We start from the raw sequence: 22,265 nt of genomic DNA on the forward strand, positions 1-22,265 counted from the left end.
GTGAAGAAAGCGCATCAAAACTGGAATCTGGAGCCCCGTCCCGATTCCATCGGAACGGAAAAGGCTCCGGCCGGACAGGGAACGATCATGCGCGACAGAAACTTCCTGGTTGAGAACAACGCCAAGCCGATCTGGCACCCGATGGCCCATCCCGCCGAGATGCGGGCGCAGCCGCCGCGGATCGTGATGAAAGGCGAAGGTGTTGAAGTCACCGACATCGATGGCAAGACCGTGATCGATGCGGTCGGCGGATTGTGGAATGTCAATCTCGGCTACAGCTGCGATCCGATCAAGCAGGCGATTGCGGACCAGCTCAGCGCGCTGCCGTATTATTCCGGCTTTCGCGGCACCTCATCCGGCCCCTCGATCGAGCTCGCCTACGAGCTCACCGAATGGTTCAAGCCGGAAGGCATGGTGCGCGCCTTCTTCACTTCGGGCGGCTCGGACTCGGTCGAGACCGCGCTGCGGCTCGCGCGGCAATACTGGAAGATCAAGGGCCAGGCTGACCGCACCAAGTTCCTGGCGCTGAAGAAGGGCTACCACGGCACCCATTTCGGCGGCGCTTCCGTCAACGGCAACGCCAATTTCCGCCGCAACTATGAGCCGATGCTGCCCGGCGTGTTCCATATCCCCGCGCCGTCGACCTATCGCAATCCCTTCAACGAGACCGATCCCGCAAAACTCGCGCAGCTGTGCGCGGCGGCGATGGAGGAGGAGATCGCATTCCAGGGCGCCGACACCATCGCGGCCTTCATCATGGAGCCGGTGCTCGGGGCTGGCGGCGTGATCGTGCCGCCGGACAGCTTCATGAAGCTGGCGCGCGAGATCTGTGACCGTCACGGCATCCTGATGATCGCGGACGAGGTCGTCACCGGTTTCGGGCGCACCGGCGCATGGTCGGGTTCGCGGCTCTGGGGCGTGAAGCCCGACATGATGACGATGGCGAAGGCGATCACCTCGGGCTATTTCCCGCTCGGCGCGACGCTGATCGGCGAGCAGGTTGCGGAAGCCTTCGAGGCCGACACGACCACGTTCGGCTCGATCGGCCACGGCTACACCTATTCCGGCCATCCGGTCGGCTGCGCCGCGGGCCTTGCGGCGCTCGCCGAGACCCGCCGCCTCAAGCTTGACGAGAATGCCGCCGCGCGCGGCGAGGACCTTGCGCGGGCGCTGGCCGCGCTCAAAGCGAAGCACGCGCTGGTCGGCGACGTCAGGGGCAAGGGTTTGATGGCCGCGCTCGAACTGCTCGCCGATCGCGACAGCAAGAAGCCCGCCGACAAGAAGACGATGGCGAAGGTTGCCGACGCCGCCTACGACGCCGGCGTGATGCTGCGTGTCTCCGGCAACAACCTGATCCTGTCGCCGCCCCTGATCCTGACGCCGGCCGACGTGAGGCGGATCGCCGAAGGGATCGACGCCGGGCTGTCAGCGGCTTCCTGATAGCGCACTCACACAAGCCATGGCGCGCTCGAACAGCGCGCCATCCGCCCTGCCGCGGTCAAGGCAATCGGCCAGCGATATGGCCGACATCCGCTGGTCGGTGCAGAAGATGCGCATGAAGTCGGCCGCGAGCGCGACCTTGCGCGGCGCCGGTTGCCTCTCCCAGTCGCTGGTGCTCAGATAGAGCAAGGACGCATCGTCAACGCTGCTGTTTTCGGCCGCTGCGCCACGCGCGGCTGGGCCGGTCGCCAGCAACGCCAACAGCGCGCCGACCACGGCTCCCATGCGATGCATGCGGCCGCTCATTTCGTCTCCCTGGCATTCACCATCGGCGGCACGTCGAGCGCGGGATTGCGATCGAAGAAGTTGAACGGACGCAGCCGGAAGCCATGCCATAGGCCCGGCATGGCCGGCCAATCCTCGGCGCGCGGCACGTGGCGGAAGCCAACCGTGTACCACAGCACGAGGTCGCGGTCCTCGATCGGCCGCTTGGCCGCCGTCCATTTCGGCAGGCCGTCGACCTCGGGGTTTCCGTTCGGATACATGCCCGCGGCGTAGCGCTCGTCCTTGGCGTAGGCCGAGGTCCACAGCGTGTAGGCGCTGAAACCGGCACGCAGCTGGATCGGATCGTCCTTGGCGAGCAGCGAGACGTCGGAGTGGCCGGGCATCAACTGATAGCTTGTGCGGTAGCCGCGGCTGTTGGTCCTGCCCGTGCTCTCGACCCTAAATTGCGCCGCGTTCAGCGGCATGGTGATCGGACCTTCGGTCGCAACCGGCCTGGTGTCGACCTGCCAGAGGCTCTTGCGCTGACCCTGCTCCAGGCGGCGGACATTGAAGCGATCCTCGACCAGCCGGTTCGAGGTGCCGTCGACGTCCATGTCGATCCGGAACGTCATGTAGTGATCGTGATTGACCGCGAGCAGCCGTTCGTCGACCAGCGTCCCAAAGGCGGTATCCTGCGCGGCCGTCGGGTCGCTCAGTGTCTTGCTCGCGACGCCCTTGGTGGCATCGATGCCGTAGGCGCCGAGCCGCACATCGATATTGCCGGCACGGTCGAACACGTAGTCGACCAGATAGTCGTAATTGCCGACCACCGGCGCCATCCGCACCACCAGCTCATTGTTCGGCCGCACCTCGGCGGTGTTGTTGATCAGCTCGCTGTGGCGCCAGATCGGATCGCCGGTCGGGCGCTCGAAGATGCAGACCGCGCCCTTGGACACGACCGGCGCGCCCTTGGTATCCGAGATCGTCAGGTCGAGATAATGCGCGCCTTCGGGACAATCCACGCCGCGCTGCAATTCACTGGAGAGCACGCCAAAGCCGTACTCGCCGATATCCATATAGGCGCGGAACGACCAGGTCGGCGCCGGATCCATATAAGGCACGAACATCTCGCTCGCCGAGATCTGATAGGCGATGTCGCGGAGCGTGCCGTGGTCATCGTAGCGGATCAGCGACAGCACGGCGCCGACACGCGGCTCGAGACGGACATGGAACGACCAGTTGTCCCAGCGGACTTGGCCGCCCTCCACCTTCACGTTGCTGCCTTCAGGCGCGGCGATTTCGATCGGCTTCGGCGGCTTGCGATATGTTCCGGAGTCGGCATAGGCGTGCGAGGGCGTCTGCGGCGGTGGCGGCACCACGCCGAGATCGGTCACCGACAGCACCGTTTTGCTCTTGAGATCGACCTGAGCGAACAGGTTCTCGATCGGCTTGCCCCAGAGATTGTTGGCGGCGCCCGTGGTGTCGACACAGGGAACGTTGAGCAGGCGGCGGCCTTTCAGGACCGGGTCGCTCACCGGACCGACCGTCAGCGGCAGACACATGACGTTGCGGAAATCGGTGATGCCGCGCTTGGCCATCGCGGCGATCCAGCGCGGGTCCTGCTTCGGCAGGTCGCCGGCGGAGATCAGCTCATCGATGGTCAGCGCAGCCTCGTGATCCCTGACTTCCTGCCAGCCGAGCAGGCTTCGCGTGGCGAGATCAACATGCGCCTCGTAGAGATGCCCGCCGCTCAGCAGCGTCGCGCTGGCCCGGCGCGTGAAGGGCTGTCCGGGCTTCCACGCCCGCACCTCGTCCTTGGGATCCTCCTCGACCGACATCGAGACGACCCGCGCCGAATCGTCGAGCTTGCCGGCGCCGCGCAGGATATCGGAGACCGAGCGGATTTCGTCGGTGGTGAGCCCGTCCATCGGGTGCGTTGCGGCCGCCTGCGGCCACATCCGCCGCTCGGCCTGCGCCGGCAGCGGCGCCGCCAATGTCGCGACCATCAGACCGGCCACTGCCCACACGCCATGCCTGAAAATCAGAGCCATTCCGCCCTCCACTCAAAGCTAGAACTGCCAGAATACAAGCAACGGCGGCGACGTGAAGGCCCGCTCCTTCATCCGGTAACCTGTTCCGACGCCGCCGGCAGGATTGCGGCCGCGGCCGGGCGTGGCGCGGCGCGGTGGACATCGAGCAGCCGCACGCCGATGCGATCGCGCAAGGCCGGCCAGAGGCCGCGCGGCGCCACGATCATCACGACGACGGCGATGATGCCGAGCCCCACCAGATACCAGCCGCCGGACAGGCCGAGCGGTCCGGTCATCAGCTCGCGCAGGCCGAAGAAGATGATGACGCCGAGGATCGGGCCTTCCAGCGTTCCAATACCGCCGATGATCACGATGAACATCATGTAGACGGACCAGTTGACGTCGAAGGCCGCTAGCGGCGCGATGAACAGATTGCCCATGAAGCTGAGCGCGCCGGCAAGCCCACATCCCGCCGCCGAGAGCACGAAGGCGACGAAACGATTGTGCCGGACGTCAACGCCGACGCTCATCGCGGCAAGATCATTGTCGCGCACGCTCATCAGCCCGAGCCCGAAGCTCGACGTCATCATCCTGTACAGCGCCGCGATGGTCACGAGCGTCAGGCCGCCGGCGAGCCAGAACATCGTCGGCTCGAACCAGTCGAAATCGATCAGCTTGCTGGTCGCGAGCGGCACGCCCGACGTGCCGCCGACGGCCTGCGACTTCATTGTGAACGCGCCGATGATTTCGGCGAACACCCACATCGCGATCGAGAAATAGGCGTCGCGCAAACGAAACAGCGGAAAGGCGATGATCGCCGCAACGGCGCCCGCCACCAGCGGCGCGACCGGCAGCACCCAGATCGGCGTAACCTCGAGCCAGCCCGAGGTCAGGAACAGCGCATAAGCGCCGAAGGCGATGAAGACCTGGTGGCCAAGCGAGACCAGCCCGGCATAACCCGCCAGCAGGTTCCACATCTGCGCCATCGTCAGCAAGAGTAGGCACTCGGTCGCGAGCCGCAGGAATCCCTCGTTCAGCACGAAGGGCGCGCCGGCAATCACCGCGACGAGCACGATGGCAGAGGCCGCAAGAATGGTACGTGTCGGCATCGGCATCACACCCTGCTCGACACGAGACCCGACGGGCGGATCAGCAGCATGATGAAGAACAGGAGGTGCGCATAGAGCAGCCCGGCATTCGGATCGATTTTCAGCCCGATCAATTGCGCCATGCCGAGCGCGATGCCGCCGAGCAGCGCGCCCCAGAACGAGCCGAGCCCGCCGAGCACCACGACCTCGAACGCGATGAGGAGCCGCTCGGCCCCCGAGAACGGCGTGAAGCTCGAGCGCACCGCGAGCAGCACGCCGCCGATCGCGCCGAGCGCGAGCGACAGGCCCATGACATAGTTATAAACCCGGTCCGGTTTGACGCCGGACAGCCGGACGATATCGCGGCGGTCGGCGGTGGCGCGCACGATCCGGCCGAACTCGGTATGGCGTAGCACGAGTTGCAGCGCCATGAACAGCAGCGCGGCGAGCACCAGCGTCAGCAACGGCATGATGCCGATGTTGAGGCCCGCGATCTCGAGGCTGGCGCGCGAGAGCTCGCCGACCTGGAGGCTGCGCACGTCGGCGCCGAACACCTCGACCATCACGTTGCGCAGGATCACCGACACGCCGAAGGTCAAAAGCAGCGGCGACAGCGGATCGGGCGACGTCACGACCCGGTTGACGATGGCGGCCTGGTAGAGCCATCCGACCGCAAAGGACAGCGCAATCACCGGGATCAACATCAACAGCGGCGACACCTGCGGAAACAGGTTGGCCAGCAGCACGGCGCAGAACGCGCTCAGCACCATGAACTCGCCATGCGCGATGTTGACGACGCGCATCACACCGAACACCAGTGCGAGCCCGATGCCGAGCAGCCCATACAGCCCGCCAAGCAGGGCCCCGTTGATCAACGTCTCAACCCAGATCATGTCGTGCCAACCCTGGCTAGTTACCGAAATAGGCGTGCGTCAGCTGCTCCGGCTGCAAGCCTTGCGCCGGGCCGGTCAGCGACACCCGCCCCTTCAACAGGCAATAGATCCGCTCCGAGGTCGCGAGCGCGCGCTTGACGTCCTGCTCGACCAGCACGACCGCGGTACCCTCGCGGCGGATGTCGGCGAAGGAGCGGTAGATCTGCTCGACCACGACGGGGGCGAGCCCGAGCGAGATCTCGTCGCACAAGAGGAGCCGCGGGTTCGACATCAGCGCGCGGCCGATCGCCGCCATCTGCTGCTGGCCGCCGGAGAGCTGGCCGGGAAACATCCGCCGCCGCTCCTCGAGGATCGGGAACAGGTCGAACACCCGCCGCAAGGTCCAGCTGCCTTTGCGCCGGTTGACGCTGCCCATCAACAGGTTCTCCTCGATCGTCAGCGAATCGAACAGCAGGCGGCCCTCGGGCACCATGATGAGGCCGAGCCGCGACACCTCTTCGGCCGGCATCTGCGAGATATCGACGCCGTCGAACTGCACCGCGCCGCGACGCTCCTCGTTGAGACCGACCAGCGCCTTCAGGAACGTCGACTTGCCGGCGCCATTGGCGCCGACCAGTGCCACCGCCTCGCCGTCCGCGACGGTGAAGTTCATATCGAACACGGCCTGCAGATCGCCGTAGAAGATCTGCAGGCCGTTCACATCAAGCAACGCCATCGGCCTTCAATCCCATGTAGATCTCGCGCACCACGGCGCTGTCCATGACCTCGGCCGGCGGCCCGTCCAGCACCTTGCGGCCGAAGTCGAGCACCAGGATGCGATCCGACACCGCGCGCAGCGCGTGCGGAATGTGCTCGATCCAGATCATGGCATGATCGGCCTTCACCGACTGGATGATGGCAACGAGGCGCTCGACCTCGGGCTCGGTCAGCCCGGCGGCGATCTCGTCGAGCAGGATCAGCTTCGGCTTCGAGGCCAGCGCCTTGGCGAATTCCAGCCGCTTGCGGTCGATCAGCGGCAAGGCGCCGGCGAGCCTGTCCGCCTTGGCGTCGAGCCCGGTGCGCTGCAACACCTCCATGGTCCAGCTCGACGCCGCCTCGCCGGTGAGGCCGGCGCCGTAGGATGCCGCGACCAGCGCGTTCTCGTAGACCGACAGATGCGGGAACGGCTGCGGGATCTGGAACGCCCGCCCGAGCCCCATCCGCGCCCGGCGATGCGGCGGCAGGCCTGATATCTCCCTGTCGTCGAGCATGATCGAGCCGCCGTCGGCCGTGAGCAGTCCGACGATCAGGTTGAGCAGCGAGCTCTTGCCGGCGCCGTTCGGGCCGATCACGCCGAGGCATTCGCCGCGCGCCAGCGCGAAGCTGACATTGTCGGCGACCACGATCTCGCCGAAGCGCTTGGACAGACCGCTGACGCGCAGAAGCGGTGCCATCTCAAGCCAGCTTGGAGAGCAGCTGGAGATCGGCCTGCTTCGGGATGAACGGCGCCGTTCCGTTGTGCACGATCAGGAGCTCGTATTTCGACTTGCCGCCCTTGGCCTTGCGCCATTGCCCGCCCGACAGCGAGGTCACCGCGACGTTCTTGATCGGACTGTCCTTGAACTTGACCCGGCCGACCACGGTCTCCATGTCGAGGCCGGCGATCGCATCGCGCAATGAGTTCTTGTCCTTGGGATCGCTGTTCTGCAACGCCGCGAGCCCGACCTCCCACAGCGCATGGGCGTAGCCGATCGGTTGGGTCCACTGCTTGCCGGTGGTCTTCTCCCACTCCGCGGCGAGCTCGGCAGCGCTCTGCCCGGTCAGCGAGGACTTGAACGGATAGGCCGGCGTCCACCACACCTCGGTCGACATGCCGTCGCCGCGATCGCCGAGCGCATTCACCGCGGCCGGGAACAGGAAGGCCGCCGCCACCGTGCAGATCTGCGGCTTGAAACCGGCCTGCGCCGCCTGATTCCACAGCGTCACCCAGTGATTGCTGAAGGTGAAGCCGGAGACGATGTCGACGCCGTTGTTCTTGAACAGCGCGATCTGGTTGGTGAAGTCGTCGGTCGCGATCTGGAATTTGCCGGCCGAGAACTCCTGATAGCCCGCTCCCGAGATGCCCGCCGGCAGGCCGAGCTTCGGATCGGAGAACGCCTGGCCCGGCGGGTTGTCGATGTAGAGCGTGCCGACCTTCTTGTTGGTCTCGACCGACTGCCACATGCCCAAGAAATTTTTCGCAACGTCGTCGGCACCCCAGAAGAAATGGTAGCTGTAGGGAAAACCCTTGTCCGGCGTCGACTTGCGCGGAAACATCCAGCCTTGCCACGGCACCATGGTCGAGATGGTAGGAATCCCGCGGGCGTCGGCGAGCTCCTGCACCGGCGGCTGGGCGTCGCCGTCCTCGATCAGGATCAGGTCGCACTTTTCACGCAGCACCAGTTCGCTCGCGATCACCGACGAGCGGTTCGGATCGGATTGATTGTCCTTGAACACCAGCTCGACCTGATAGGTCTTGCCGCCGATCTTCAGGCCGTCCTTCAGCCGCGCCTTGATGCGCTCATGGATCCAGGGATCGGGCTCGGCGAACTGCGCGCGGACGCCGGAGAGGCAGCCGACCCAGCCGATCTTGATGGTGTTGCCGGCGGCCCGCGCGAGATTGACCAGCGGCACGTTCATCGCCGATGCGAGACTGGTGGCACCGGCCGCTTTCAGCAGCGTACGCCGGTCGAGCCGGCCTGACGCCGTATTGTTCTTCGTCTCAGTCATGTCCCTCTCCCTCCACAACCAATGATGAAAATGCCTGACCGCGGCTCACGCCGCCGATCGCTGGATCGCCGCACGGCTCACCGCGGCGAATTTGCACAAGGTGTTTTCGATGATCTGGCGCGGGATGCCGCGCACGATGAAGACGAGCCGCGAGCGCCGGTCCGCCGACGGCCAGCCCTGCAGCGCGATCGGCGGATGGAACACGTGCTGCACGCCGTGCACCACCATGGGCGCATCGGGCTGCTCGGCGACATGCACGATCGCCTTGAAGCGCAGCAGGTCCTCGCCTCTAAGCGCCGCGACATAATCGAGCCAGCGCGCGAACGCCTCCCGCTGGATCGGCTCGTCGATGATCAGGCTGTAGGACGATACGCCGGTGTCGTGCGCGTGGTGACTGTGGTGGCTGCACGCCTCGCCGTCGCAATGGTGATCCCCGTGATGGTGCGGCGTGTTCGCCGCCTGCGCTGCCAGATCGAACCAGCGCACGACATCGGCGGAGCGCGCCGCCGGATCGAACAGCCCGGCATCGAGGACCTTCGCCGGATCGACGATTCCGTTCCGCACTTTCGTGCGCGTCGCGACCGGATTGATCGCCGCAAGCTGCGCATCAAGCCGCGCCAGTGCGTCCTCGGCGGCCAGGTCGGTCTTGGTCACGAGCAGCCGGTCGGCGACTGCGATCTGCCTGACGGCCTCGCCATGGGCCGCAAGGGTGTGCGCACCATTAACCGCATCGACGGTCGCGACCACGCCGTCGATCCGGTAGCGACTGAGGACATCGGGCGCCGTCATCAGCGTGTGCAGCACGGGCACGGGATCGGCGAGCCCGGTGGTCTCGACCAGCACCCGGTGGAATGGCGGGATCGTTCCTGCCGCACATCGCGAAGCAAGATCGGCCAACGTCTCGATCAGGTCCTCGCGCACCGAGCAGCAGATGCAGCCATTGTCGAGCAGCGCCAGGCGGTCTTCGCTGCTCTCGACCAAAAGGTGATCCAGCGCCACCTCGCCGAACTCGTTGATGATGGCGACGACGCCATTGAGCTCGGGCTGGCGCAACAAATGGTTCAGCACCGTGGTCTTGCCGCTGCCGAGGAAACCGGTCAGCACCGTGACCGGGATCTGATCCACGGTTGCCATCATGCGCCCCGCTCGTAGACCTTGCGGCCCTCGAAGAAGGTCATCTCGACCCGCGTATCGGCCAGTTGATCCGGCGGGATGTCGAAGATCATCTGGTCGAGCACGATCAAATCGGCGGATTTGCCGACCTCGATCGAGCCGATCGACTGGCCGAGCCCGGCCGAGCGCGCGGCGTCGATGGTGTAGATGTCGATCACGGTTTTGAGGTCGAGCGCCTGCTCCGCCCACAGCGACTTGCCAGGAAAATCTCCGGTCGGATTCTGCCGCGTCACCATGCCCTCGATGCCCTGCCAGGGATCGGGGATCGGGATCACCGGCCAGTCCGAGCCGCCGGCCATCAGTGCACCGGCTTCCTTCAAATCCTTGTTCGGCCAGAAGCGCTGCGCGCGCTCCTCGCCCATCGCGGCCTTGTGCGCTTCGAGGAAGACGGTCGGATACCAGATGATCGGCGACAGGTCGGCGGCGACGCCGAGCTCGGCGAAGCGCTTGACGTCGTCGGGCGCGATATAGCTCGCATGCGCGATCTGATGGATCAGATGGGTCGGGCCGTTGAAGCTGCGCACGACGTCGATGGCGTCGAGCGCCTGCGTCACCGCGGCGTCCCCCGCGCAATGGATCTTCGCGGCAAGGCCGAGCTTCTCGCAGCGCCCGAGCCAACGGATCAGGTCTGGTACGGTCAGCATGGTCGCGCCGCGGAAGCAGCAGCCGCGCACCGGGTCGGCCACATACGGCTCGTGGAAGGCCGCGGTCTTGGCGCCCGGCACGCCGTCGAGGAACACCTTCACATAATCGGGCTTCACATGCGCGCCGCGGTAATCCTCGCGCAGCGCGAACAGCTCCTCGCCGGCCTTGCCGAACATGAAACCCGGCTCGACCACCGGCATCGCGCACACCGCCCAGGCGGTGAGCTCGCCGCGATCGTCGAGCCCCTTCAACGCCGCCATGATCGGCTGCATGCTGGCGGCGTCGATGAAGGCGGTGACGCCATAGGCGTTCAGCACCGAGATCGAGCGCGCCACCGCCGCGCGGTCCATCTCGGCCGTGTAGTGACCGGAGGCCGCGAGCGCCCGCTCGACCAGGCCGGAGGCGGCCTCGATCATGATCCCGGTCAGCGTTCCGGTCTTGAGGTCGCGGCCGATCTCGCCGTCGGTCGGATCAGCCGTGTCGGCCGCAACGCCGGCGAGCCGGAGCGCCGCCGAGCTCGCCCAGCGGTTATGATAGGTGTCGTCGCGCAGCACCACGGGATGGCCGAGGCAGGCCGCGTCGAGCAGCGCGCAGGACTCCGCGGTGTTCATCTCGTTCAAGAGATTGTTGCCGAACTGCCCGCCGACGATCCAGGCGCCGGGCGCCGCCGCCGATGCGGCCTTGTGCAGGGTCTCGGCGATCCTTGGAATGCTGTCGGCGTTGGAGAAGCGCAGCTCGTAGAGATCGGCCTGTCCGCCCATCATGATGTGATTGTGAATGTCGACGATCCCCGGCATCGCCATCCGTCCACCGAGATCGACGGTCGCCGTCCCCTCGCCGATGAGCGCCGCGACGTCGCGTTCCTTGCCCACCGCGATGAACCGGCCGGCCTTGACGGCTGCGCAGCTTGCCCAAGGTTGCCCGCGGTTCGACGTCTAAATCCGGCCGTTGCGGAAGACCGTGTCGGCGAATGTCCTGTTCATACGGATCAAACTTCTCGATTGGGAAAGCCTGGAGCGATCAGCCTCTCACCGTGCGGTGCACAAGGCCGAACCGCGCACGACGCCGGCATGATGGCCAAACGTTCGGCATGTCGGCATTTGGAACAATCCACCGTCCGGTGGATGCTCCGCCGCGTCCCCGCAATGCGGGCGGCGCGGCGCCTAGAGCGCGGTGACTTCATTTCAAATCGTGCGGCAGGCCCCGCTTCACCTCGCCCGGAGAGGTCGGAACGCATCGTAGATGCGTTCCGGGTGAGGGGGAGCCTCCGCTAACGCACTATCGCCGGATACGCGGAGACAGCCCCTCACCCCAACCCTCTCCCCGTAAGAACGGGGCGAGGTAGCGCAGTTCCGTTGCGGCCGTTAGTCGATATAGCCTCATCGCCCCTCAAAACCCCAGCGCGAGGCCGTCCTTGCGGTGATCGGAGGCACCGAACAGAACGCCCCTCGCATGGTCGATGCGGATCGCCTGGCAGCCGCCGATCGGCTCCTCCGAGAACCGCGCATCGTGGCCGCGGGCGCGAAGGTCGTCGCGTATCCCGGGAGAAATGGTCGTCTCCAGCGACAGCGCGCCGTCGAAGGCAAAGGAGCGCGGCGCCTCGGCCGCGGCCTGGATGTTCATCTTCATGTCGAAGATGTTCGACAGCAGATTGGCGTGGCCCGCGGCCTGGTAGTGCCCGCCCATCACGCCGAACGACATCACGGTCTTGCCGTCCTTGCGCAGCAGGCCCGGAATGATCGTATGCATCGGCCGCTTGCGCGGCGCGAGCGAATTGGGATGTCCGGGCCTGGCGCGAAAGCTCCAGCCGCGGTTGTGCAGCAGGATGCCCGATTTCGGCGCGTAGATGCCGCTGCCGAACGGATAGAACAGCGAGTTGATCAGCGAGACGGCGTTGAGATCGCGGTCGACCACCGTGACATAGACGGTGTCGCGATGCTCGATATCGTCCCAGGTCGCGGGCGCGGATGCGCGGCGCATGTCGATTTTTCCACGGATTCTCCCGATATAGTCGTCGGCAAGGAATGCGGCCGGATCGACCTTGCTGGTGGCGGGATCGCAAAAGAAGGCGTCGCGCGCGCGGTAGGCCGCTTTGGTGGCTTCGGCCAGCAGATGGATGCGATCGGCCTCTCCGAGCTTGCCGACATCGAAGCCTGCAAGCGTCCGCAGGATCATCAGCGCGGCCAGGCCCTGCCCGTTCGGCGGACACTCGACCACGTCATGGTCGAGGTAGCGCGCCGAGATCGGCCGCACATAGTCGGAGGTCTGGGCGGCGAAATCATCGGTGCTATGGGCGCCGCCCAGGGCACGCAAGATGGCCACCATCTCGTCGGCAGCCTCGCCCGCGTAGAACGCGTCGCGCCCGTGCTGCGCGATCCGGCGAAGGGTGCGGCCGAGCGCGGGTTGCGTACGGATGTCGCCGACCTCAGGCGCCTTGCCGCCGGGCAGGAACTGCGCCGCCGCATTGCCGTCGATCTCGATCCGGGCCCGGAAGCGGCGCCAGTCCTCCGCGACGCGCGGCGTCACGCAAAAGCCCCGCTCGGCAGCCGCGATCGCCGGCCGGAAGATCTCCTCCAGCGACCTGCTGCCATGATCGGCGACCAGCCGGCACCACGCATCGATCGCGCCGGGCACGGTGACGGCCTCGGGCGCGGTCGGCGGAATGTCGCGCGCGTCGCTTGCGGCAAATTTCTCGGCATCGGTTGCGGCCGGCGTGCGGCCCGAGCCGTTCAGCGCAATCGGCTCGCCGGCGTCAGGCGAATACAGCGCGAAGCAGTCGCCGCCGATCCCGGTCATCTGCGGCTCGACGACGCCCTGCACCGCGACCGCCGCCACCGCGGCATCGACGGCGTTGCCGCCGGCCTTCAGCATCTCGACCGCGGCCAGCGTCGCCTGCGGGTGCGAGGTCGCGGCCATGCCACGCTCCGCAACCGCCACCGAACGGCCGACGGCCATGAAATCGCGCATGTCGTTTCCTTCAATGTTGTGAGCGGCCGCCGCTCGCCAACATTGTCGAAAACGACACCGGTCCTCGCGGAGGACTCTCGTTCGGCCACCGGGCAGGCAGCAATCCACCTAACGGTGGATCGGTGAACACGGACGAGGGTTGTCCCGCCAGACGCTTCTCGGACGCGGCGGATTGATCTGGCGGGCAACCCGGCAACACCTGTCAAACCTGCACGTGAGGAATTCTTTCGGCCTATCTGAATAGTTGCGTGCTCGGCGGCAATTCTGTGGTGGGTAACTGGTTGCCAAGCCCGGAGCGCGATGGCACGCTGCCATGATCAGTTTAGCTCATGTCGATTGCCAATGCCGATGTCATCTCTCAAAGAGTTTCATGGCGCCAGGCGACGTCGGTTCGGTTGCGGGGCTGGTTGGTTACGTATTGTCTCGTTTCTGGTCTCACTGTCATGCTGCGCCGTCGTTCACGACGTGCGTGCGGCGTCGCCCAATGAGGAGTCGAGCCGACAGGTGACGGCATCCGAACCGTCGGCTCAATCCGATGCCAACGAGAGTGTATTGCCTGATGCGGACCGAGCGTCGCCCGAGGCTCCGTCGACGACGCCAGGCGAGATGCAACCTGAGCAGGTATCCACGGCCAACGTTGCCGACTCGTTCAAGGCCGCTCCGGACAATGTCGATACAGTTCTGGTCCTGGACGAATGCTTTGTTGCCGAGGCGTGCATTGACCGGTTCCTTGGCGCGCTCTACACGCGAGCGCCGAAGACCGACTGGATCGTCGTGTACGAAAAGAAGGACGTGATCATCAAACGGAAGCGTAAACTGATCACGGTCACGCGCAGCATCCCGAAACGGGTCGAAAATGACTTCGGATGGAAGGACCCCAAGGCCGCGGATAAAGCCGGGATGCCTCTGATGGATTACGTGATCGGAGGGATGGATCGAGCCTTCAAGCAAAAGCTGTTCTATATGCTCCATGCAGCGGAGCAGGCCGGACTGGCACCCGGGATCACAAGCGGATTCCGCGATGACTACCGCCAATCGATTGCAAGCGGGCTGAAGGCGGCAAATGACAAGTCTTATCACGGCGGCAGCTCGCGTGGGGGCTATGGTCACGGGCTCGCTGCAGACGTCGTCAGCATGAATGGCGGCAGCAAGGACGAGCGTGCAACCGAGACCAAGCTATTATGGAAATGGATCGACGAGCACGAAAAGCAGTTCGGAGTCGGACGTCCCTACTTGAATGGAGACCCAGCGCATCTCGCACCGGTCGATGGTCGGGAGTATGTTGCTCATCGTACGGTATCAAGGCACACGAAGCTGGCCGGCAAGCGACATACCCGAATTGCAGCATCTTCCAGACGTGGCGTGACGACGCGCGCAAAGTCAAAGGCAGCGTCGAGGGCCGCGACGACGAGACTCAGCTCGCGCCTCTGATCGGCCTACCCCTCCTGCGCTTCGTGCGCTCCGGCGCGCCCCAGCTCAGGGGGTGAGCTGGGGCTGACGGCGGCTTCGGAGGCCGTAGCGGCCAGCCTCCGCCCATGACGTTATGCCCCTCTTCGGACTCTCATCTACCAGGAACCGCGATTGCTGCGCCGCGCTACTACTTCTGCGCTGTGGAGCCTGCTTGCCGCTGAATCTGTTACTCGGGGCTAGTCCAGAATGGCAATTGCCGCGTGCGCTTGTCGATCTATCATGTCCCCAGTCGTGCGGATTGGCCGACATTTTGCCCACACCCGACCATGCACCTCGCGCGATCAGGGATCGCCGCTTCGGCCCACGGAGCGACGGTCCCGCCCAATTCCGGATGTGTGACTCACAGACCGCGCCACACACTCAATGTCGTCCTGGCGAAAGCCAGGACCCAATTCCCCGGATCGCAATTGTTGCGCGACGCTGGGGCCACGATCCCGTTCATGATCAAATGCTGTGGTTATGGGTCCCCTGGCTTTCGCCAGGACGACGATCGTGTGTCGCATCCGCACTGTCATTGCCCGGCTCGCCGCCTCCGCTAAAGCTTCGGCGCGCCAAGGATGCATGGCCTCGTTGAAGCCTTGGCGAAGACGGGACCGGGCGATCCAGTACGCCGCGGCCTCTCGATTCAAGCACAGGCATCTCTGAAATACTGGATCACTCGCATGCGCGTGCGCGGGTGATGATACCGAAGATGGGAGCGCAATGACAGTGCGTTGTCTCGCGCGAGAACGATCCTCATCGTCGTCCCTGCGAAAGCACTAGGGCATGCACACATTTCTGAGGCTCCATCCGAGAGCGACGGCGCGGAAGTAATCGAGACCGTTTTTGAAGGTGATGGGGCCTGGTGGCTTGGAGGACGGATAGCCGTCCCATCCTCCAATGCGGCCGATAATCCAGGCCGCCCAGGCAAGACGATCGGACGGATGCGGGTTCTTCAGTCGTCTGTTCCTGGCTTCAAGCTGCTGATTGAGGGCGGTCAACGCATCGATCTCGCTGGGATTGAAGGCAACGTGAAGCGACTGCTGGCTCCCGTTGCGCGCTTGCAGGAGCTGGATGGTGATGATCGCGGCCTTGGCAGCGATGGCAACCAATTTGAGAAGCCGGCCGGCGGTGCCGATCTGGCTATCCTCGAGCTTGAAGCCCTGCGTCTTGAGGACGCGGAAGAACTGCTCGATGATCCAGCGCTGCTTGTACCAGGCGACGATGCGCCAGGCATCGTCTGAACTGGTGACCTCGTGAGAGGTGAGAAGACGCCAGTGCAACGGCTCGACGTTGGGATCGGCATTGATCTCGCGGACGTCAACGATGGCCAGATGCAGGCTTTTCGGCAAATGGCGCAGGAACTTGCTTTGCGGCCGGGCCAGCTCGATTGCGCCGAAGCGAAGTTCGAGGTCCATCGGACGTGCAGGCCGCCCCGCACGCGCAGGCAACTCGATGATGCGACGCTCTACCGCCGTCATGGCGTCGATCGCCGCATACAAACCCGTCGTGTCGGCCAGCTTGCGATCATGCATGCTGCGGGCGATCACGCGGTAGTCTTGCTCGGCTGCGCTGGCATAAAGAGCAAAGATGTCGCTCTCGCGGTCACCAAGCAGGGTCACCATTGCAGCACCGGTAAGCAGCGGCTTGGCCGCAAGGGCGGTGGCAATCCAGCGCTGCGATTCCTTGTCCGACAGGTCGCGGCTGTCATGCGAGACGCTCCGAGGGCCTTCACGCGTCCACACCTCGCCGCTCAAAAGTCCCAGGCAGGTGCCATTGTCCGCATCCACCGCCAGCATCGGGTGCAGCAGCACGCCGTGGTGATTGCCCTTGCCGATCTCCCCGAGCCCGCGCCGGCGTTGCGGCGTGGTGTTGAAGTGGATCTCGCTGGTGTCCTGGATCGCCAAAACATGGCGGCCTGTAACCGCCGCAGCCGTGCTTTCGCTCCAGCTTTCGATGATGCGCTCCTTCGTCACCTTGGAGTTACCGAGAAAGCGGTTGAACCGCACCTCCAGCGCGCGGTCTCCCTTGGAAAGCCGCCGAAGGCATACATCCTTGCCCGCGACCATGCGTCCGATGAGCGCCGCCCCCCTTTATCGAGACGACCATCCTCGAACCGGCCCAACGTCCAGTCAATCCGCGACAACATGCTGGCACCTCCGCCCAAGCCGAAGTGCCGTAATAGAAGTCACCGAGCCCCCCGATTCTGGAATCCCCAATCTCTGACCCGAGTCAATCCGTCGCACCAGATGTGTGCATCCCCTAGTGCGAAAGCAGGGACCCATAACCACGGATGTTTATTGTTTCACGACGCTGGGGTGACGAATCTCGTTCACAACATCCGCCGCGGCGTATGGGTCCCTGCTTACGCAGGGACGACGTGCTGGAAGAGCCGCGGACTCTAATCGACAGCCCGCGCCTCAATGCGGCCGCGACATCATCGCCACGACGGCGGAGCGGGTCTCGACGCCGAGCTTTTCGAAGATATGGATCAGATGCGTCTTCACCGTCGCGAGACCGATGTTCAGGCACTCGCCGATCTCGCGGTTGGTTCGGCCGCAGCACAACAGCTCAACGACTTCCATCTCGCGCGAGGTCAGGCCAAAGCGCGCCGGCTCGTCGGCATTCGACGACAGGCGGCTGGTCAGGTTGAACTCGAGGTAGTCGTGGATTTTCTCCGCAATATGCATGCTGCCGTCGGGGATCGCGCAGCCCGGCGCCCACAGCACGCTCATTCCGGCGACGATGCGGTCGTTGCGGCGGAAGAAGAACTCGATCATGTCGGCGACGCCGCATTGGCCGGCGAAGGCGCGGTAGGTCGCCGCCTCCTGGGTCGCGCATTGGTCGAGCGCTGTGCTCAGCCGCGCAATCGGCCGGTTGCTCGCCGAGCGCGGATGCAACGGATCGAGCCGGTTCATGCCGGCAAGATACTGGTCGTGGAAACTCGGCGGCACGTTGCTGCTGAGCACGAAGCGGTTGAGGGTCAAATTGCCGTCGACCTCGTAGAACGCGGTCGCCGACCCCTCGAGAATGCCGCGCGCGAACTGAATGGCCTGCGTGGTTGCCGGATCCGGTCGGCCCAGAAGCGCGATCATGACCTACCTCCCGATGTTTCCCGATGGCGAACGTCTGCGCGTCGCGCGACCGTCACGCTGGGGCACGCGCGAGCCATAGTCAAGCAAATTGCGGGCCAAACGCACGAAGCGCACGTCCGGGGAAACGGTTACGCCGAAGTAACCCAACGGCCCCCTCCACCATCCGGTTGATTGCGAGCGACGCGAGCCATGCGGAACTTTCGTACATCATCCGATGTCATTGCTGGATCAAGAATGAATTCGCGTCGCATCATGGCCGCCTTCCCGTCGGCGGCCGACCAACAGGTCACGCTCGCCAACTGGCGTCAGCATCCCTTCAACGAGTGGGCATTCCGCAATGTCCGTGAATTGCTACCCACCGCGAACATCGCGCGCGCCGCGGCGCCGGCGCCGCTGTCCTTTGCGCCGCGCTATCTCGACGACGTCAGCTTCGCCAACCCGCGCGGCGAGACGGTCGGCGTCGGCGAGGCGCTGCGTGCCAGCCACACCGACGGCATCGTCGTGTCGCATCGCGGACAGGTCGCGTTCGAATGGTATGCCCATGGCCTCACGCCCGATGCCCCGCACCTGATCTTCTCCGTCAGCAAGTCGGTCGCCGGAACGCTCGGCGGCATCCTCGCCGATCACGGCAAGCTCGACCCCGACGCGCCGGTGACGCGCTACATCCCGGAGATGGAAGGCTCGGTCTATGGCGGCGGCTGCACGGTACGGCATCTGCTCGACATGAGCGTCGGCATCCGCTTCGACGAGGATTACATGGCGCGCGACGGCGACGTCATGAACTACCGGCGCTCGACCGGCTGGGAGCTGCCCGATCCGGCGATTCCGCCGAGCAATCTGCGCGACTATCTGCGCACGCTGCGGCCGAACGGCGCACCGCATGGAGAGACCTTCCACTACGTCTCGACCAACACCGATGTGCTCGGCTGGGTTTACGAGCGCGCCTGCGGCCTGTCCTACGCAAAGATCCTCTCCCACTATCTGTGGCAGCCGATGGGCGCCGAGCACGACGCCTACATCACGGTCGATTCACGCGGCGCAGGCCGCGTCGCCGGCGGCATCTGCGCGACACTGCGGGATCTCACCCGCTTCGGCGAGATGATGCGCAATCACGGCATCAGCAACGGACGACAGGTCGTCCCCGGCTGGTGGATCGACGACATCAGGCAGAACGGCAATGCGGAGGCCTGGTCGCGCGGCGACCTGACGAAAGTGTTTCCAAACGGCAATTACCGCAACAAGTGGTACACGCTCGATCGGCGCGAAACGCCGTTTGCCGCGGTCGGCATCCATGGCCAGTGGATCTACATCGATCCGGCCAATGAGACCGTGATCGCACGCGTCTCCTCCCAGCCGCTGCCGATGGATCTCGATCTCGATCACATGTGGATGCGCGGCTATCGCGCGATCGCGGCCAGGCTTGCCGGCAAGAGCTGACCGATTGCGACAGGGGGACACCATGGGACCATCGATCAACCGTCGCCGTCTGTTGCAGATCAGTGCGGGAGCAAGCCTCGGCATTGCGATGCCGCGCATCGCGCGGGCCAGTTCGAAGACGATCACGGCCGTCATGCACGCGCCGCTGCGCGCCACCGACCCGATCATGACGACGGCGTGGACCGCGCGCAACCACGGCTATATGATCTACGACACGCTGTTCTCGACCAATTCGAAATTCGAGATCAAGCCGCAGATGGTCGAGGCCTGGGAGGTCTCCGCCGACAGCCTGACCTACACCTTCCGCCTGCGGCCCGGCCTCAAATTCCATGACGGCACCGCAGTGACATCGGCCGACGTGATCCCCTCGCTGCAGCGCTGGGCCAGGCGCGACACGATGGGCCAGAAACTGTTCGAATTCGTCGCCGAACTGAAGGCGATCGACGAGCGCACCTTTCGCATGGTGCTGAAGGAGCCGTGCGGCTTCGTTCTGGCGGCGCTCGGCAAGCCGACCGCCAACGTGCCCTTCATCGTGCCGGCGCGGATCGCCGCGACGCCCGCCGACCAGGCCATATCAGATCACCTCGGCTCCGGACCGTTCCGCTTCGTGACGGCGGAATTCCAGCCCGGCGTCAAGGCCGCCTATGAGAAGAACCCGGACTACGTTTCCCGCTACGAACCATCCGACGGCACCGGCGGCGGCAAGGTCGTCAAGATCGGCCGCTATGAATGGATCAGCGTGCCGGACTTCCAGATCGCGACCAACGCGCTGATGAACGACGAAATCGACTACTTCGAGGTGCCGCCGCACGACCATCATCCGATGCTCGCGCGCGCCTCCAATGTCGAGCTGACCGATTACAACACGCTCGGCTTCTCCGGCATGTGCCGGATGAACTGGCTGGTGCCGCCGTTCGACCGGCCGGAGATCCGCCAGGCCGTGCTGCACGCGGTGAACCAGAAGGACTGGCTCGACACCCAGATCGGCAATCCCGATTACTACAAGATCACGCCGGCGATCTTCGTCGCCGGCACGCCGTTCGAAAGCGCGGTCGGATGGTCGACCAAGGCGGACACCGCGAAAGCCAGGGAGCTGCTCAAGCAGGGCGGCTACAAGGGCGAGCCGATCACGATCCTGCACGCGACCGACGCCCCGATCATCACCGCGCTCGGCACGGTCACCGCCGAGGCGCTGCGTTCGATCGGCATGAACGTCAACCTGCTCGCGATGGATTGGGGTTCGGTGGTGGCGCGGCGCGCCAAGCAGTCGATGCCGGCCGAGGGCGGCTGGTCGCTCTACCATTCGACCTGGGCCAGCGCCGACCTCGTCAATCCGATCGGCAACGCCTGCGTCAACGGCAAGGGCAAGAACGGCGGCTTCTTCGGCTGGGTCGAGGATACCGAGCTCGAGCGGCTGCGCGACAGCTTTGCCCGCACCGCGGCGCCGCCGGACCAGAAGGCGCTGGCCGACAAGATCCAGGCACGCGCCTACGAGGTGGTCACCCACGTCCCGACCGGGCAGTACAATCAGCCGGCCGCGACGCGCAAGGCGCTGAAGGACATCGTCCGCGCGCCGGTGCCGCTGTTCTGGAACGTCGACAAGACCGGTTGAGGCCCCTATTCGATCGGCGGCCGCCGCGTGTGCCAATCCGTCGCCGACTGGAACGCGGCGCCGGCGCGGACCAGCACGTCCTCGGACAGATGCGGGCCGACCAGTTGCATACTGAGCGGCATCTGGTCCGAGGCCATGCCCATCGGCAAGGTAATGGTCGGGCTGCCCGAGAAATCGAACACCGCCGTGAAGCGCAGAATGCTCAGGAGGACATTGGGGTCGGCACCGTATTCGCTCATCTTGGTGAGCGTCGGGATCGGCACCGGCATCGTCGGGATCAGTAGCAGGTCGATATCCTCGAACATGGCGACGAGGCTGCCGCTGAACTTCTGCCGTTCATGATGGATGGCCGCGATGTCGACGCCGCTCGTCGCCCTGCCCTGCTCGATCAGCTGCGCGAGATCGGGTCCGTATTCCGACTTCCGCGACGGGTAGGTGTCCAGATGCGCCTCAGCCGTCTCGACCGAGCACATCGCAATCCACTGGCTGACGAGCTTCTGGTAAGGCGGGACATGCACCTCGCGGATGTCGGCGCCGAGATCGGCGAGCGTGCGCTCGGCTTGCACCAGCGCAGCGACGACTTGCCGATCGATGCCCTCCTGGGTGTACCTGCGGTCAACACCGATCCTGAGGCCCCTGATGCCGTCGCCCGCTCCAGCGAGATAGTTCGGCACCGGAGTCCGCAAAGCGGTCGGGTCGTTGATATCAGCGCCCGCGATGACGCCGAGCATCGCCGCGGCATCCGCAGCGCTCCGGCACATCGGCCCGACGTGATCGAGCGAGTCGGCCAGCGGGAAGACGCCGTAGCGGCTGACCCGCCCCCAGGTCGGCTTGATCCCGGTCAACCCGCAGGTCGCCGACGGAAAGCGGATCGAGCCGCCGGTGTCGCTGCCGATAGAACCGTAGCAGAGCCCCGCCGAGGTCGCGACGCCCGATCCGGTCGACGACGAGCCAACCCAGTAGTTCACATTCCAGGGATTGAGCGGGGCCTGAACGGCCGGATGATGGCTGGTATAGGCCCCCTCCGTCATCTTCAGCTTGCCGAGCGTCACCGCACCGGCGACTTCGAGCCGGTCCACGATCGTGGCATTGAAGGACGGCACGAACTTGGCGTGGATCGTCGTGCCGCCCGCGGTCGGCGCAAACGAGGTGTAGCAGAGGTCCTTCAGCCCGATCGGAACGCCATGCAGCGGGCCGCGCCAGACACCCTTGGCGATCTCCGCATCATACTGCTTGGCCTGGGCCATCGCCCGCTCCGCAAGGACCAGCGCATAGCCGTGAAACTGTCCATCCAGCTTCGCAATCCGGCCCAGCATTGCCTCGGTCACCTCCGACGGCTTCGCCTCCTTGCGGCGAATGAGCTCGGAGACTTCGATGATGGATTTGTAGTGCAATGAATCCGCTGACATCTGACGCCCTGCTGT

The 22,265-nt window shown here is 65.2% G+C and carries 17 protein-coding genes; 4 read left to right on the plus strand and 13 right to left on the minus strand.

Annotated features, from left to right (window positions below):
• Positions 1-87 precede the first annotated feature (87 nt).
• The gene (locus ACVIYL_RS38290; protein ID WP_456780987.1) at positions 88-1,440 is read left to right on the plus strand and encodes an aminotransferase class III-fold pyridoxal phosphate-dependent enzyme; all 1,353 of its coding nucleotides are present in this window, start codon (positions 88-90) and stop codon (positions 1,438-1,440) included.
• On the opposite strand, the gene ACVIYL_RS38295 is transcribed toward ACVIYL_RS38290, so the two are convergent.
• The 10 genes from ACVIYL_RS38295 to ACVIYL_RS38340 form a co-directional block, all read right to left on the minus strand.
• Positions 1,426-1,746 carry a hypothetical protein gene (locus tag ACVIYL_RS38295; protein WP_456780988.1) on the minus strand — a complete coding sequence of 107 codons (321 nt, stop codon included), beginning with the start codon at positions 1,744-1,746 and terminating at the stop codon, positions 1,426-1,428. The genes ACVIYL_RS38290 and ACVIYL_RS38295 overlap by 15 nt on opposite strands.
• On the minus strand, positions 1,743-3,755 hold the full coding sequence (locus ACVIYL_RS38300) for a copper amine oxidase (protein ID WP_456780989.1): 2,013 nt from the start codon (positions 3,753-3,755) through the stop codon (positions 1,743-1,745). The genes ACVIYL_RS38295 and ACVIYL_RS38300 overlap by 4 nt, the downstream gene beginning before the upstream one ends.
• A gap of 68 nt (positions 3,756-3,823) precedes the next feature.
• Entirely contained in the window at positions 3,824-4,843 is a 1,020-nt protein-coding gene (locus tag ACVIYL_RS38305) for a branched-chain amino acid ABC transporter permease (protein ID WP_456780990.1), read from the minus strand.
• 5 nt (positions 4,844-4,848) lie between these two features.
• Positions 4,849-5,715 (minus strand): branched-chain amino acid ABC transporter permease, encoded by an 867-nt coding sequence (locus ACVIYL_RS38310; protein WP_057017060.1) that lies wholly within the window; start codon positions 5,713-5,715, stop codon positions 4,849-4,851.
• Positions 5,716-5,731: 16 nt separating this feature from the next.
• Entirely contained in the window at positions 5,732-6,430 is a 699-nt protein-coding gene (locus ACVIYL_RS38315) for an ABC transporter ATP-binding protein (protein WP_456780991.1), read from the minus strand.
• Positions 6,417-7,148 carry an ABC transporter ATP-binding protein gene (locus ACVIYL_RS38320; RefSeq protein WP_456780992.1) on the minus strand — a complete coding sequence of 244 codons (732 nt, stop codon included), beginning with the start codon at positions 7,146-7,148 and terminating at the stop codon, positions 6,417-6,419. The genes ACVIYL_RS38315 and ACVIYL_RS38320 overlap by 14 nt, the downstream gene beginning before the upstream one ends.
• A gap of 1 nt (position 7,149) precedes the next feature.
• Positions 7,150-8,463, minus strand: coding sequence for an ABC transporter substrate-binding protein (locus ACVIYL_RS38325; RefSeq protein ID WP_456780993.1), 1,314 nt, complete (start codon positions 8,461-8,463; stop codon positions 7,150-7,152).
• 45 nt (positions 8,464-8,508) lie between these two features.
• The gene (locus tag ACVIYL_RS38330) at positions 8,509-9,600 is read right to left on the minus strand and encodes a CobW family GTP-binding protein (protein WP_456780994.1); all 1,092 of its coding nucleotides are present in this window, start codon (positions 9,598-9,600) and stop codon (positions 8,509-8,511) included.
• Positions 9,597-11,123: an amidohydrolase gene (locus ACVIYL_RS38335; RefSeq protein WP_456781933.1), complete on the minus strand. Its 1,527-nt coding sequence runs from the start codon at positions 11,121-11,123 to the stop codon at positions 9,597-9,599. Before ACVIYL_RS38335 ends, ACVIYL_RS38330 begins: the two co-directional genes overlap by 4 nt.
• Positions 11,124-11,670: 547 nt before the next feature.
• Positions 11,671-13,248 carry a gamma-glutamyltransferase family protein gene (locus tag ACVIYL_RS38340; protein WP_456780995.1) on the minus strand — a complete coding sequence of 526 codons (1,578 nt, stop codon included), beginning with the start codon at positions 13,246-13,248 and terminating at the stop codon, positions 11,671-11,673.
• A gap of 504 nt (positions 13,249-13,752) precedes the next feature.
• Between ACVIYL_RS38340 and ACVIYL_RS38345 the strand changes: the two genes are divergently transcribed.
• Positions 13,753-14,679, plus strand: coding sequence for a D-alanyl-D-alanine carboxypeptidase family protein (locus tag ACVIYL_RS38345; RefSeq protein ID WP_456780996.1), 927 nt, complete (start codon positions 13,753-13,755; stop codon positions 14,677-14,679).
• Between the two features lie 797 nt (positions 14,680-15,476).
• On the opposite strand, the gene ACVIYL_RS38350 is transcribed toward ACVIYL_RS38345, so the two are convergent.
• Together ACVIYL_RS38350 and ACVIYL_RS38355 are read right to left on the minus strand one after the other, a co-directional pair.
• Positions 15,477-16,766 (minus strand): IS4 family transposase, encoded by a 1,290-nt coding sequence (locus ACVIYL_RS38350; protein ID WP_225642830.1) that lies wholly within the window; start codon positions 16,764-16,766, stop codon positions 15,477-15,479.
• A 351-nt stretch (positions 16,767-17,117) separates the two neighbouring features.
• Positions 17,118-17,792 (minus strand): helix-turn-helix transcriptional regulator, encoded by a 675-nt coding sequence (locus ACVIYL_RS38355; protein ID WP_028345120.1) that lies wholly within the window; start codon positions 17,790-17,792, stop codon positions 17,118-17,120.
• 234 nt (positions 17,793-18,026) lie between these two features.
• On the opposite strand from ACVIYL_RS38355, the gene ACVIYL_RS38360 reads away from it, so the two are divergent.
• Both ACVIYL_RS38360 and ACVIYL_RS38365 read left to right on the plus strand, forming a co-directional pair.
• Complete coding sequence (locus ACVIYL_RS38360; protein ID WP_253609371.1) at positions 18,027-19,229, plus strand: serine hydrolase domain-containing protein; 1,203 nt, start codon at positions 18,027-18,029, stop codon at positions 19,227-19,229.
• A gap of 22 nt (positions 19,230-19,251) precedes the next feature.
• A complete protein-coding gene (locus ACVIYL_RS38365) occupies positions 19,252-20,841 on the plus strand; it encodes an ABC transporter substrate-binding protein (RefSeq protein WP_456780997.1) in 1,590 nt (529 codons plus the stop codon).
• Between the two features lie 5 nt (positions 20,842-20,846).
• Here ACVIYL_RS38365 and ACVIYL_RS38370 read toward each other — a convergent pair whose 3' ends face one another.
• A complete protein-coding gene (locus ACVIYL_RS38370) occupies positions 20,847-22,250 on the minus strand; it encodes an amidase (RefSeq protein ID WP_456780998.1) in 1,404 nt (467 codons plus the stop codon).
• Positions 22,251-22,265 lie beyond the last annotated feature (15 nt).

This window comes from Bradyrhizobium sp. USDA 3315, assembly GCF_054056795.1.

Excerpts from the sequence above, each read along its gene's own strand:
- ACVIYL_RS38290 (WP_456780987.1), top strand. The coding sequence starts at position 88 with ATGCGCGACAGAAACTTCCTGGTTGAGAACAACGCCAAGCCGATCTGG.
- ACVIYL_RS38295 (WP_456780988.1), bottom strand. The coding sequence starts at position 1,746 with ATGAGCGGCCGCATGCATCGCATGGGAGCCGTGGTCGGCGCGCTGTTG.
- ACVIYL_RS38300 (WP_456780989.1), bottom strand. The coding sequence starts at position 3,755 with ATGGCTCTGATTTTCAGGCATGGCGTGTGGGCAGTGGCCGGTCTGATG.
- ACVIYL_RS38305 (WP_456780990.1), bottom strand. The coding sequence starts at position 4,843 with ATGCCGACACGTACCATTCTTGCGGCCTCTGCCATCGTGCTCGTCGCG.
- ACVIYL_RS38310 (WP_057017060.1), bottom strand. The coding sequence starts at position 5,715 with ATGATCTGGGTTGAGACGTTGATCAACGGGGCCCTGCTTGGCGGGCTG.
- ACVIYL_RS38315 (WP_456780991.1), bottom strand. The coding sequence starts at position 6,430 with ATGGCGTTGCTTGATGTGAACGGCCTGCAGATCTTCTACGGCGATCTG.
- ACVIYL_RS38320 (WP_456780992.1), bottom strand. The coding sequence starts at position 7,148 with ATGGCACCGCTTCTGCGCGTCAGCGGTCTGTCCAAGCGCTTCGGCGAG.
- ACVIYL_RS38325 (WP_456780993.1), bottom strand. The coding sequence starts at position 8,463 with ATGACTGAGACGAAGAACAATACGGCGTCAGGCCGGCTCGACCGGCGT.
- ACVIYL_RS38330 (WP_456780994.1), bottom strand. The coding sequence starts at position 9,600 with ATGATGGCAACCGTGGATCAGATCCCGGTCACGGTGCTGACCGGTTTC.
- ACVIYL_RS38340 (WP_456780995.1), bottom strand. The coding sequence starts at position 13,248 with ATGCGCGATTTCATGGCCGTCGGCCGTTCGGTGGCGGTTGCGGAGCGT.
- ACVIYL_RS38350 (WP_225642830.1), bottom strand. The coding sequence starts at position 16,766 with ATGGTCGCGGGCAAGGATGTATGCCTTCGGCGGCTTTCCAAGGGAGAC.
- ACVIYL_RS38355 (WP_028345120.1), bottom strand. The coding sequence starts at position 17,792 with ATGATCGCGCTTCTGGGCCGACCGGATCCGGCAACCACGCAGGCCATT.
- ACVIYL_RS38360 (WP_253609371.1), top strand. The coding sequence starts at position 18,027 with ATGAATTCGCGTCGCATCATGGCCGCCTTCCCGTCGGCGGCCGACCAA.
- ACVIYL_RS38365 (WP_456780997.1), top strand. The coding sequence starts at position 19,252 with ATGGGACCATCGATCAACCGTCGCCGTCTGTTGCAGATCAGTGCGGGA.
- ACVIYL_RS38370 (WP_456780998.1), bottom strand. The coding sequence starts at position 22,250 with ATGTCAGCGGATTCATTGCACTACAAATCCATCATCGAAGTCTCCGAG.